General features: G+C 43.7%; 12 protein-coding genes. 5 read left to right on the forward strand and 7 right to left on the reverse strand.

What is annotated here, in order from left to right:
- Positions 1-382: 382 nt before the first annotated feature.
- Both B4K26_RS03345 and gdhA read right to left on the reverse strand, forming a co-directional pair.
- Entirely contained in the window at positions 383-964 is a 582-nt protein-coding gene (locus B4K26_RS03345; RefSeq protein WP_296243531.1) for a PepSY domain-containing protein, read from the reverse strand.
- Positions 965-1236: 272 nt separating this feature from the next.
- Positions 1237-2583, reverse strand: coding sequence for an NADP-specific glutamate dehydrogenase (gene gdhA / locus B4K26_RS03350; protein ID WP_296243532.1), 1347 nt, complete (start codon positions 2581-2583; stop codon positions 1237-1239).
- 694 nt (positions 2584-3277) lie between these two features.
- On the opposite strand from gdhA, the gene B4K26_RS03355 reads away from it, so the two are divergent.
- The 5 genes from B4K26_RS03355 (at position 3278) to B4K26_RS03375 (ending at position 6665) form a co-directional block, all read left to right on the forward strand.
- Positions 3278-3640 (forward strand): roadblock/LC7 domain-containing protein, encoded by a 363-nt coding sequence (locus B4K26_RS03355; protein WP_010201036.1) that lies wholly within the window; start codon positions 3278-3280, stop codon positions 3638-3640.
- A gap of 323 nt (positions 3641-3963) precedes the next feature.
- Positions 3964-4458 (forward strand): PAS domain-containing protein, encoded by a 495-nt coding sequence (locus B4K26_RS03360; protein ID WP_296243533.1) that lies wholly within the window; start codon positions 3964-3966, stop codon positions 4456-4458.
- Between the two features lie 3 nt (positions 4459-4461).
- The gene (locus B4K26_RS03365) at positions 4462-5211 is read left to right on the forward strand and encodes a PhnD/SsuA/transferrin family substrate-binding protein (protein ID WP_296243534.1); all 750 of its coding nucleotides are present in this window, start codon (positions 4462-4464) and stop codon (positions 5209-5211) included.
- Positions 5212-5370: 159 nt separating this feature from the next.
- Positions 5371-5988, forward strand: a complete 618-nt coding sequence (locus B4K26_RS03370; protein ID WP_296243535.1) for a hypothetical protein — start codon at positions 5371-5373, stop codon at positions 5986-5988.
- Between the two features lie 62 nt (positions 5989-6050).
- A complete protein-coding gene (locus B4K26_RS03375; RefSeq protein ID WP_296243537.1) occupies positions 6051-6665 on the forward strand; it encodes a hypothetical protein in 615 nt (204 codons plus the stop codon).
- 117 nt (positions 6666-6782) lie between these two features.
- Here the strand turns inward: B4K26_RS03375 and B4K26_RS03380 are convergent, their stop codons facing one another.
- From B4K26_RS03380 to B4K26_RS03400, 5 genes are all read right to left on the reverse strand, one after another.
- On the reverse strand, positions 6783-7304 hold the full coding sequence (locus B4K26_RS03380; protein ID WP_296243538.1) for an HdeD family acid-resistance protein: 522 nt from the start codon (positions 7302-7304) through the stop codon (positions 6783-6785).
- A gap of 203 nt (positions 7305-7507) precedes the next feature.
- Positions 7508-8590, reverse strand: a complete 1083-nt coding sequence (locus tag B4K26_RS03385) for a CaiB/BaiF CoA transferase family protein (protein WP_296243539.1) — start codon at positions 8588-8590, stop codon at positions 7508-7510.
- Positions 8591-8656: 66 nt separating this feature from the next.
- Positions 8657-10846, reverse strand: coding sequence for a 3-hydroxyacyl-CoA dehydrogenase NAD-binding domain-containing protein (locus tag B4K26_RS03390; protein ID WP_296243540.1), 2190 nt, complete (start codon positions 10844-10846; stop codon positions 8657-8659).
- Between the two features lie 54 nt (positions 10847-10900).
- Complete coding sequence (locus B4K26_RS03395; RefSeq protein WP_296243565.1) at positions 10901-12106, reverse strand: acetyl-CoA C-acetyltransferase; 1206 nt, start codon at positions 12104-12106, stop codon at positions 10901-10903.
- A 70-nt stretch (positions 12107-12176) separates the two neighbouring features.
- Positions 12177-13328 (reverse strand): acyl-CoA dehydrogenase family protein, encoded by a 1152-nt coding sequence (locus tag B4K26_RS03400; RefSeq protein WP_296243541.1) that lies wholly within the window; start codon positions 13326-13328, stop codon positions 12177-12179.
- Between the last annotated feature and the right edge of the window lie 152 nt (positions 13329-13480).

Below are 13480 nucleotides of genomic sequence, written 5' to 3' on the forward strand. Positions count from 1 at the left end.
TCTAGAGCTATTTTTCAATGCTATTTTTATATGGTATTGATGCAATTACGCTAGGTGACGGTTATTATTAACAATTATTTTAACCCTCAACGCTGATTCTACAACAGTGAGTTGCTTCTATATTATCGCAATTGCGTAAGAATAAACGTACAAAAATAGTGAGTATGCGTAAGGTTATTATAGCTCATGGGCTTATAAAGCTTCATATCTCATGTTTTTAGATACAACTAGTTATTAATAATCATGTTACGAATAACATGACAAAGACTAGCTTGCTTTACTAACAGTTAATGCTTGGAAGTCAAAATAAATTTTGTTTTAGAAAAAAAGGACACCAACCTATATGGTTGATGTCTTTTTGATGATTACTACGAATGTCATGCTATTTTTTAAACTTATTAGCAAAAGTCTTACCAGTGTTGGCGTCGATATTGATACTTACAATCTTGTTACCTTTTAATAGGTCAGCTTTGTAATACGCCGCATGATTGGCATAATCACGGTCATTTTCAAATTCAATTTCTAATATTCGACCGCCTGTCTGTTTTTCAGCGATATTAATCGCTGTCATAATACCGGTTTTTACTTTTTTCTGAACTTTATAATCGTTGATATCATCGCCATCTAGACGATCCGTTTCTGTTTTTACAATCTTGCCAGTGTTCGCATCTACCTTGATTTCATAATTCACGCTGTCTGTACTGAACTCTAATTCATAAGCGCCACCTTTTCCTACCGCATCACTATCATCGTCATCAAACTCTGCGCTAATTAAAATACCAGACGCCGCTTTACTGGCGATAGTAATGGCCTGCTTTAAGCTAATTTTTGCGGCTTGCGCGGCGTGTATTTCGTCTGCATTACTGGCTGCACTGGCAACTGTGCTGATGACGCCTGTTGTCAAAGCCAATGTCAGACAAGCACCTAATGTGGTGAGCTGAAAACGTTTTAGAACGTTATTCATAACATTACCTCCTCATTTATACTGTTCTTTATTTAACGTCGCTTTTATTTAGCTCAGTAGTGTTCCTTATCATAACGTTGATGAGATAAAGCTTTGAGACAAAAAAGTATCCTAATGTATCAGCATTGTTTGAAGACAAAAAAACCGCGCCTACTTATTAAAATAGGCGCAGTTTTTGTTAGAGCAGAAAGCGCTAGATATATAGTGTAGAAAGTATTATCAGACTCTATTACCTATAGCAACCATTTACCATACTTAGTTTAGGGTACTATTTAGTTTAAAATGCCATAAGCACATAACGCATCAGCAACGCGCTTAAAGCCGACGATATTGGCTCCTGACATATAATCAATATAGCCATTGTCCGTTTGACCATAGTTTTCCGATGCTTCAGCAGCACAGTCATGGATATTTTTCATGATGGCTTTCAAGCGCTCATCGACTTCTTCAAAGGTTTTATACTGGCGAACTGAGTTTTGAGACATCTCAAGACCTGATACTGCGACACCACCCGCATTGGCCGCTTTACCTGGTGCATAATGCACGCGATGTAATCGGACATAATCAATTGCATCAGCGGTCAATGGCATGTTAGCGCCTTCGGCAATATATTTAATGCCGTTTTCAACCATTAATTTGGCATCGTCTTCATCGACTTCGTTTTGGGTCGCTGATGGAATCGCAATATCACCTTTTATATGCCAGGGTTTTTGCTTAGCCAACCATTCACCGCCGTATATTTCAACATACTCAGCCAGCGGTTTGCTTTGGGCTTTTTGCTCTTTTAGCCAATCGATTTTTTCCTGATCCATACCGTTTTCATCATACAGCGTACCTTGTGAGTCAGATACTGTCAGTACCGTTGCACCCAGCATATGCGCTTTTTCAGCAGCGTGAAGTGAGACGTTACCAGCACCTGATATCAGTACCTTTTTGCCTTTGATGTTATCGTTTTGAGCCGCTAGCATGTTTTCTAAGAAATAAACTGCGCCATAGCCTGTTGCCTCGGTACGCATCAAGCTTCCACCAAAACCGACGCCTTTACCGGTCAAGACACCGCCGTGCTCACGCGTCAGATTTTTGTACATCGCAAACATATAGCTAACTTCACGTCCACCGACGCCGATGTCGCCCGCTGGTACATCGATATCTTTACTGACGTATGGATGCAGCTCACGCATAAAGGCGTAGCAAAAACGGCGGATTTCGCTGTCGGACTTTCCTTTAGGATCAAAATCAGCGCCACCTTTACCGCCGCCCATCGGCAAACCGGTTAAGGCATTTTTGAAAATTTGCTCAAAACCTAAAAACTTAAGCACCGATTGGTTGACGGTAGGATGGAAGCGAACGCCCCCTTTATAAGGACCTAAAGCATTATTGAACTGCACGCGCCAGCCGCGGTTCACCTGTACTTCACCTTTATCATTTTCCCAATTGATACGAAAAGCGATAACACGGTCAGGCTCAGTGAGACGCTCAAATATTTTGAACGTATCATATTCGGGATGGGCGTCGTATAGCGGAGCAATGGTGATTGCAACTTCTTTTACCGCCTGAATAAATTCAGGTTGATGGGCGTAACGTGCTTCGACTTTTTCGATTGCCTGACTGATACTCATATAGGTTCCTTAGGGTAAAAATTGTAATCATGCTGATTCACACGGACGTTTTATCGCTTAAGCGCAAACGATGGGATTTAAAACGCGAGTGTGCAAGTGAAATCGTTTCTAGACGTTGTTAGGTATAGAAACTGGTGGGATTAGAAGCCAACTGAATGTGTCTCTAAATCGCAAACCCAGAAGCACAAACAATTTTTATCTCATAACTATATAGCATTTTTTTGGTATATAAGTCTAGTAAATATCCCCATCATCAAAAGTTATAAGAGACTTTTTTAATTATAATCTATCAATAACCTTGCTGTGAAAATTCGTCAGTCAGAAAAACGACCGCGATTATCTAAGTAATTTACGGCGATTTTGTGCAAAACTGTTTCTTTAAACAGTGATTTTCCTCTCTTACTTGCTACTCACAGTGTGCAGTAAAAATGTCTGAACGAAAAATAAAAATACTAGAAATTTCATTCAAAACCAACTTTTATTTATCAGTTGCGATAAAATTACGATGAACGGTTGGGAAATAGGAATAAAAGGTTAAAAATACATTTTATTTAGATAATAATTGATGTCTTCCTATATCAATGCTAATAGTAAGGGTTTATAATCTCGCCCCTTATTATTGTCTACTTAAGACATTATTAAATACAATTTAAACAATTTTATTCATTTAATCATTCGTCACAGAGAAATCGTTATGCGTACAGATTCATTCCAGCAAATCTTGGAAGACCTAAACAGCTCATCAGCCGATGTTGAAGCCTCTGCTCTTATTTCTAATGATGGTCTTATGATTGCATCCGCTTTACCGACAGGCGTTGATGAAGACCGCGTTGGCGCAATGTCTGCGGCTTTATTATCACTTGGTGACCGCGCAGGTCGTGAATTGGCTCGTGGTAGCATCGACCGTATTATGATCCAAGGCGAAAAAGGCTACGTGATTATGACCTCATCAGGCGATGAAGCGGTATTAACCATTATGGCAAAACCAAACGCTAAGCTTGGCTTGATATTCTTAGACATTAAACGCGCATCAGAAGCACTGGCAAAACTTATCTAACCGATAACTTCCAATATCTGTCGAGATGCTTTTATGCAGCTTCAGTGCTATAAACTATTTGATAAATAACACTTTAAATGAAAATTAATGCCATGTCTTATAAAAATTATTTAAGGTATTGCATACTGTTTATATTGAATGATTGATTAGGTTTCCTAACTCCTTATCTCATACTTAGCAAACGCTTAGAGCGCTTAATTTGCAAAAACCTGATCGACATTTATTCAACCGTTTTAACAGTTAAGCTTAAACCACATCCGCTTTTTAACGATGTTTACGCTTTCTTATAACTATCACAACAATGATAAATAAAGGAGATTACGATGGGTTCTCCACTCCCCGACGCCATGAAACCTGACATGCCAGCCGAACAAATCACCATGACTTACCACGACGGCACCTCGCGCACTGTTTATGACACCGGTATCGAACGCCCTTATCCTGATGGTAAGCTAATCGTCTCACGTACCGACTTAGACGGTGTGTTAACGCATGTTAATGATGCCTTTGTCGAGATTAGCGGCTATGATGTCGATGAATTAATCGGCAAGCAGCATTATATTTTACGCCATCCTGATATGCCAAAAGCTGCCTATAAAGACTTGTGGGCGACTGCTAAGGCAGGGCAAAAATGGTATGGTTATGTGAAAAACTTATGCAAAGATGGCAGTCACTATTGGGTTTATGCGACTGTCGTTCCAAACGTGCGCCATGGCGAAACCGTCGGCTATACTTCGGTACGCCGTAAGCCATCGCGCAGCAAAATTGATGCGGCAATCGCGCAGTATGCTGAAATAAAACAAGACGAGGAAGGTTAAATCATGACGACACATAATATGTTAATCGCCCCTGATTTTTCGCCGGAACGTTTTGCTGGCTGGCATATGTTTAATACCTTGATTCAAAAACGTGCCAACCTCAACATGCATCTAAACATACCTACCTCGCATGCTGAACAAGAAGACATTATCAATCAAGGCGATATTCAAGTGATTTATGCCAATCCTTTTGATGCGGCAACGCTTATCCGTGAGCAAGGCTACCGTGCAGTGGCGCGTCCTATCGGCAAGTCTGATGAGATGGTCATTGCTGCAGCAGCAAATAGCGACCTCAATCGCTTAGAAGATATCAAAGCTGGCGCTACCGTAGCGATGGCAGATAACCGCGATGTGAAATTGATTGGTTTACGCCTGCTAGAAGCAGTTGATATAGAAGAAGCCGATCTTAATTGGTCAGTGACTGAAACTTATCAGGCAGCGGCGCGTCAAGTGATTAAAGGTGAAGCGCAAGCGGCGTTCTTTTTGGCAGAAATTTTCCATAGCTTTTCACGCTTAACCAAAGCCCAGTTATCAGTCTTAATCGAAAGTGATTTGGCCGATATCAGCCATGTATTGCTTATTAAAGAAGGCTTCCCTGATACAGACATTTTGATGAATGCGATTCTGAACCTGCATAACGATGACGATGGTAAAGAAGCGTTGGCTGAACTTGGTATGCCGCAAGGTTTTGAAGCCATGAGTGAAGAAGACGCTGAATTTATGATTGATTTGATGCAAACCTTACTCAGCTAATAAGTTCATTATTTATTGGCATCTTATTTAAGTCATAGTAATGGTTTGATAGTCGTTATTTAATATTAGTTATTTAATAGTTCTTTTTTGACCGCGCTCATTTAACAACGCTCTTAAGCAATGCTCTTAAACAATGACTATGACTGACAGGACACTCTTATGTCTGATTTAGATCTCATCAAAGAAAGTGAAATGGCGGCGCGGCGTGTGTATCGTCTTTACTCGCGTAAGATATTTATTGCTCCGAACAATCGCCATTTTCACGAACAACGTATCAATGCTGCCCTACTGTTAAACGAAAAAGAGCCGCTACAAGGCGCAGTAGCAGACTTTTTTTATGGCTGCTGGTATGATATTCCCTATGATGTCACCAATATGTTTACCCGTCTGCAAGGTCGTATGCTCCCCCATATCGAACAAGGCTTTCGCGATTGTATCGATAAAAAAAGCTATATTCAAAAAAATAGTATGCTAGCAACGCGCTGGAGTGTACTGGTATCGCCGTCGTTAAATGAACAAACCCAGCGGCTGCGGATCAGTAGTGACGATGCTAAAGAAATCACTAAAGATATTACTAGCGAATTAATGCTCGCGCGTGACAACCAAGATTGGGACATCATAGCGCAAATCGAAAACGAGTTTTTTGCCCATTGTATCGCGCGTCATGACCGTTTGGCATTTTCCTTGGTTTGGTTTCGATTGGGTAAAAGTGATTGGCAATTTGATGACCGCTGGAATCATTGTCAGCAAAAACTCGATCAAACCAGCAATGCCTAAAATACTTAAAGCATAAATCTTTTTTCACACCACCATAAAAACTCATCTAACGGGTAGCCGCTATGTCTTCTTATTTAAACGCTGATAAAACCTATCTGACCTTGACCCCAGCCGGCATTTTTGAGGCATTCTCGCAAAGTGAGCCAACGCCTGAGCAGCTATCCTTGCAAGATTTATTGTCGCATAACGAGACCTTGCTGGCTGCTGATTGGCTCGATCGTTATTCTGATGAATGGTTAGACAGCTTTTTAGAACATGGCTGGATTGAGAAGCTTTCGCTATTTTTACCAGCGCCAAATTTGCCCCTTGATCAGTTTTTGCCATACGTTGTTTCAAGCTTGTCTGGTAAGCGCCGCGCGGCGATTGGTACTGATGAAGGTTTTTGTTTGGCACGCATTGGTTATAGCCAAGAAGAAGCGGACATGCTCAGTGTGGCAGCGGCTGACTTTTCAGGCTTTATGCTGCGCCAAAAACAGCGCGGCTGGGCGGTAGAGAGCCAAGCCATCTCTTTTTTTCAACAAGTTGATTTGCTGATTCCTGAAACCAGTTTTGTATTTTTATGGATTGACGGCTCGGGTTACGTGCTTATCATCGATGGCGAACCGTTGACCAACAATCGCGCCTTTGTTGAGCTGGTATGGGCGCTAAAAACATCGGGACTTAGGTTTTCCAATTAAACCCGTCTTTTATCAAAGCAATACTTAATTAGACCCTTGCTCAATAAAGCTAACTACCTCATATAAATGCACCTTTTAAATATAAGAGGGGCATTTTTTATGTCTGTACCTTAAATTTTATAAGTTTCGGGCTAAAGGTGGCTGCACACGTGAATACATGATTAATGATACGCCATTAGATACCAGCTCAACGGCTAATAGGACACCAAGAATATAAGTCGCTGACTGCGGATAGCTGGTGAATATCATGATAGCCAACACCATTGAGATAAGCCCTGAGATTAACATTGGCACAAAAGCAACGGTTCGGCGCAAACCAAAAGCAACAATTGCTCTGACAGTACCCGTTGCCATAAATAAGATGGCAATCATCATGGTTAAAGTTAAGATACCTTGCAGCGGATTTTGTAGCAGCTCAATACCGATAAATATGCCAAGGATACCGCCGATAGCAGCCAGTACTTTACCAATGGTAGTATAGGCACGGAACAGCGCAATAAACTGCAAAATACCGACAATAAGGAATACAAATCCAGCCAATTGTTCAGCAGCGAAACTGACGCTGAGAGGATTAAAAAAAGCGAAGATACCGCCCAGAATACTAATGATACCGACCACCAGCCATAATGTACGACTCATAAGACTCTTCTCCTATCAGATGAAGGCAAATTATATCGTAGAGCATTGGTACTCTTGTACAACGGTAGTAATAGATTCAAGTAATCCTGTTACCATCTAAGCTTGGGCGTTGCATTGTAATCATAAGCCTGCTAACAGCTATTTTACTCACCTTCTTACTTCTTATCCTTCAGCTTCTTCTGTCTCAGCTACCTAATAATATATTACGCCTCCGTAAGCACTTGCCAGCCAGCCGTTGCTTGATACTTATCTTGATGGGCAAATAGCGGATGCTTTTGTGCTTCTGCCAGTGTTAGTACGGGCGTCACACAAGCATCAACCTCGCTAAAAACTTCTTGCCAGTGCGCTAATGTTTGACTGGCAAACTTATCTATCATGGCTTGCTCAGCCAGTTTACTCTCAGCTGAATGAGGCATAAAGCCGCGTTGCCAATGTGTATTAACGTACTCAGCTAAATCTAATGTGGTACATAATAATTGCCAAAACTTCAGCTCTAATGAACCGACTGCCATATACCGATCGTCTTTGGTTTTATATAACCGATAACAGGGCAATGTGCCGCCCAAAAAGTCTTGTTGCGGCTCTGGATATCGACCGCTGATATCTTGCATCATATTAGCCGTGGCCTTTGGCATTACCAAGTGATGGTACAAGCTGTGCGTCATGCTAACGGCGATATGTCGACCGCGCCCAGTGTTTCTGGCGGCAAATACTGCTGCTAATAAAGCAATCACCGCGGTATCACTGCCCCCCGCCAAGTCAGCAAACTGCATATTGGGCATGGCTTGCTCGCCTGAAGCGGTTGTTAATTGTGCCAATGTACCACTCATCGCCATAAAGTTGAGATCGTGACCTGCTTTAGCAGCCCAAGCCGCGGCTGTTTCGTCAAGAGCATCGGCAATACCATACCCCGTGATTGATACCATGACGAGCTTTGGATTAATAGTATGCAAAGTGGCGACATCTAAACCCATACCTGTCAGCACCTCAGGACGAAAGCTATCAAGCATGACATCGGCATCTTTGATATAAGCTTTGATAGTCTCGATGCCTTCTGTACTACGAAAATCAATTTTTTCGCACTGTTTGCCGTGATTTAAAGCTTTGAACAATTCGCCAAACGCCCGTCCTGGGTCGCCATTTTTTGGTTCAATCTTGATGATTTCTGCCCCCAAATCCGCAAGTAATCTGGTGGCAAATGGACCGGGTAAATTACGCGTCAAATCGACCACCTTTAGTCCATTTAAGCTATAAGCCATCATGTCTTTAATTGAATGATTGTTCATTGAAGAACTGGAATTGAATGATTGTTCATTGAAGAACTGGGCGTTGAAGCCTTAGGTATTGCATCGCTATTCATCATCTGCAAATACCTCGCCTTTTTTAGCCATTTCAGTCAAAATCTGGGCAGGTTCAAATCGCGTGCCATATTTTGCGGCAAGTTCACGACTACGCCCGACGAACTTCTCTACACCTGTGGCATTGATAAACTGTAATGTTCCGCCTTGATGCGGCGCAAAACCCCAACCAAAGATAGAGCCGACGTTAGCTTCAGCAACCGAACGCAAGACCCCTTCTTCATAGCAGCGCGCAGCCTCGTTGGCTTGGATATAAAGCAGACGGTCAATCAGCTCTTGCATGGCTGGCTGTTCAGTAGCGGGCGGATATAGTTCAGTCAGCTGTGGCCATAACCGCTTATCACTTTTACCCGCCGTATTTTTTGAATAATCGTAAAAGCCTTTGCCAACCTTTTTACCCAAGCGCTCATGGTCTTTGACCAACGTAGTGAGCACCGCTTCTGCCGGATGACTGACCCAGTCTTTGCCCTCAGTAAGCGTATCTTTTTTGGACTGCGCCATAATCAGCATGGACAAATCAAGCGAGACTTCGTCCTCTAGCGCCAGTGGCGGCATCGGCATGCTGGCTTTCAGACCTGCCACTTCGATACGGCGCGGATGCACGCCTTCGCCTAACATCGCGATGCCTTCTGACACATAAGTACCAAACACGCGCGAGGTATAAAAACCGCGACTGTCATTGACGACGATCGGCATTTTGCCAATTTGCAGTACAAAATCAAAGGCTTTGGCCAAAGTAGCATCGTCGGTCTGCTCGCCCATGATTATTTCAACCAAAGGCATCTTATCAACTGGCGAGAAGAAATGTAGCCCGATAAATTGCGTGGGGCGTTTGCTTGCTACCGCTAAGCTGGAAATGGGAATGGTCGAGGTATTAGACGCATAGATAGCGGTCTCAGGGATAATCGCTTCGGCCTGCTCGGTACACTTAGCTTTAATATCGCGATTTTCAAATACTGCTTCAATGACCAAATCACAGCCTGCAATGTCATCATAAGCGGTCGTGGTTTGGATTTTATTTGGCAGCGATTGTTTTTTGCTGTCGTTTGAGCGACCACGACTGATGGCTTTATCTAATAGCGTTTCTGAATACTGCTTACCTTTATTGGCGTTTTCAATACTGGTATCTAATAGCACCACATCAATGCCAGCTTTGGCGGCGACGTAAGCAATCCCCGCGCCCATCATGCCTGCACCAAGTACCGCAACCTTAATTACTTTTTGGCGCTCAAAACCACTAGGACGCGATTGTCCTTTTTTAATTTGGTTGAGCTGCGTCCACATAGAAGTTATCATATTTTTTGATTCAGGCGACAGTAAACAGGCGACGAAGTAATTAGACTCCACTTCGAGCCCCGCATCGATATCAAGTAAGCTGCCCTCAAAGACGCAAGACATAATGTGAATAATTGCTGGATAATTGCCATGGGATTTTTGATAGGCCATGGCTGGGGCAACGGACAGCATTTGCGCGTTTTTTGGGCTGTTGGCATTGCCGCCGGGGATTTTAAAACCCTTGATATCCCACGGCTGCTGGGCGTTGGGATGGGCGTCAATCCATGATTTTGCTTGGCTGAGCATATCGGCTTTATCACTCGCGAGGACATCAATAAAGCCCAGCTCCTTTGCCTGTTTGCCGCTGACCATTTGACCTTGGGTCATCATCTCAAGCGACTTTTGCATTCCGATAAGTCGCATCAGACGCTGAGTCCCGCCGCCACCCGGTAATAGACCAAGCTTTACCTCTGGCAAGCCAAACTTGGCGGTAGGCACATCGATAGCCAGACGATAATGACAGCCTAACGCCACCTCAAGGCCACCACCAAGCGCAGTTCCAGTCATTGCAGCGACGATAGGCTTACCGCATTTTTCAAGCTGTCGCAAACTTGATTTGAGGTTTTCAACCAACTCAAACGCTTGCTCGTGGGTTTTAATATTTGCCAGCTGATCGATGTCAGCGCCCGCGATAAAACTGTCTTTACCCGAGGTGATGATTAAACCTGTAGCTGATTCATCATTGATAAAAGCATGGCTTAAAGCAGTAAACGAGTGATTAAAATTGTCATCAATCACATTCATTTTTCGATCAGCTTGATCAATGGTGACGGTCACGATACCTTCATTATCGCGTTCAGCAGAAAAGTGTGCTAACTCACTAATTATTTGGGTGCAATCCATGCTCATTATTCTTCCTTTTTTATATTCAAATGTTTTATTGAATTACTTTCTACAGATAGCTTAAACACGCTTAATGATGGTCGCGATACCCATGCCGCCGCCGACGCATAAGCTAATCATGGCCGTTTTCAGGTTGCGGCGCTCTAACTCTTCAAGGACGGTAGTAAGCAGCATCGCACCTGTTGCCCCTAATGGATGTCCCATAGCAATCGCACCGCCATTAACATTGACTTTATCGAGTGAGACGCCCAAATCTTTCGCTGTCTTCATTGGTATCGCAGCAAATGCTTCGTTAATCTCCCATAGGTCGATATCAGCGGCAGTCATACCGGCTTTTTTAAGTGCTTTTTGGCAAGCAGGCGTAGGCCCTGTCAGCATGATAGACGGCTCAGAACCGATGACGGATGCCATAATGACTTTGGCGCGTGGACGCAAACCTGCTTTTTTCCCAGCTTCTTCACTACCCAACAGACAAAGCGCTGAGCCATCAACAATTCCTGATGAATTGCCCGCATGATGGACGTGATTGATGCGCTCAATACTGGTGTATTTATCTAATAAAACACTATCAAAGCCCATCGCGCCAAGCTGAGCAAAAGACGATTTCAAACCTGCTAACGTATCAACCGTGGTGTCAGGACGAATGGTCTCGTCTTTATCAAGCAATAAGCGACCATTTAAATCATGCACCGGTATCACGGCATTATCGTAGTAGCCAGCAGCCCATGCGTTAGCAGCGCGCTGATGCGACTCGGTGGCAAAAGCGTCGACATCCGTACGACTAAAGCCTTCGAGCGTTGCAATGGTATCAGCACCAACGCCTTGCGGTGCAAAGCCCGTGGCTGCATTTACGCGTGGATCGGTGGCCCATGCGCCGCCGTCTGAACCCATCGGCACGCGGCTCATCGATTCAACACCGCCTGCCACCACCATATCTTCCATGCCAGACATGATTTTACTTGCCGCCAAATTGATGGACTCAAGCCCTGAGGCGCAAAAACGCGACAAGGTCACGCCAGCAACGGTTTCATCCCAGCCCGCATCAAGCACCGCAATACGGGCAATGTCTGCACCTTGCTCACCGATTGGGGTCACGCATCCAAGCACCACATCATCGACTAAACTGGTGTCCAAATCGTTACGCTGCTGCATGGCATTAAGTAAGGTACGAACCAACCAAATGGGCGTTACTTGATTTAAGCTTCCGCCTGCTTTGCCTTTACCACGCGGGGTACGAATGGCATCATAAATATAAGCCGTCTGAATCATGCTATGTCCTTATAGTCTTAGAAAGTTATTTAAATGAGAAATGCTGATAATAAAAAATCATAAGCCATCACATAAATCGTGACGCTAACTCTTTCATAATCTCATTGGTCCCGCCGTAAATTTTCTGTACCCGCGCATCGGCATAAAGTCGCGCAATCGGATATTCCATCATATAACCATAACCACCAAATAGCTGCACACACTCATCCATGACGACGCATTGTTTTTCCGTCACCCAATATTTGATTAAAGCAGCGTGCTGTACTGTTAACTTCTTTTCGACTAAGGCTTCAATTGCAGCATCACAAAGCGCACTTGACGCAATATAATGGCTATTGCATTCGGCTAATTTAAAGCGGGTATTTTGGAAGCTCCAAACAGGCTTACCAAAAGCCGTACGCTCTTTGGTATAGCCAATGGTCAAATCGAGCGCCAACTTCATGGCGCCAATTCCAACCAATGCCACAATCAAACGCTCTTGTGGCAACTCTTGCATCAACTGTGTGAAGCCCAAACCCTCGACAGTGCCTAGCAAATTGGCTTGCGGCACGCGCATATTATTAAAAAATAGCTCAGAAGTATCCTGCGCCGCCATTCCAAGCTTTTTAAGCTTTTTACCGCGCTCAAAACCTGGGGCATTGTCTGTTTCAACGACAATAAGAGAAACACCTTTAGCACCTTGCTCTCTGTCGGTTTTACAGGCAACAATAATCAAGTTGGCCAATTGACCATTGGTAATAAAGGTCTTTGAGCCATTGATAATATAATCGTCACCGTCTTTGACCGCGTAGGTTTTGATGCTTTGCAAATCTGAGCCTGTGCCCGGCTCCGTCATGGCAATCGCTCCGATTAGCTCACCAGTTGCCATTTTGGGTAGCCACGCCTGCTTTTGTGCTTCAGTACCATGATGCAAGATATAAGGCGCGACGATACCGGAGTGCAAAAAGCCGCCAAAGCCTGATTGATTGGCTTCCATTTGTGCATAGATAAGAGCTGCTTCATGGCGAAAGTCACCGCCCGCGCCGCCGTAGTCCTCTGGCATTGAGGCGCATAAAAACCCAATCTCGCCAGCTTTTAACCATGCTTCACGATCGAGCATGCCATTTTTACGCCACATCTCGTCGTGCGCCTCCCAGCTCTTAAAAAACTTTAATGCGCTCTCGTGCAGCATTTCAACTTCTTCGTCCAGCCATTTTGGCTTAAAGCGTTCGATCGCCATGTCATCATCCTTGATTTAGTCATTATTTCCACTCGTTTTACCCGAGGTGTACACATGTACCGCTCAATATTGCCATACGTTGTGGTTAGATTGACACCTAAATCAAAGAACCGAGAAGTTTTTTGCTTTAACATCGAAAAAATTTTAAAGTG

This window comes from Psychrobacter sp. UBA6766 (genome assembly GCF_002453355.1).
Taxonomy (GTDB): Bacteria; Pseudomonadota; Gammaproteobacteria; order Pseudomonadales; family Moraxellaceae; genus Psychrobacter.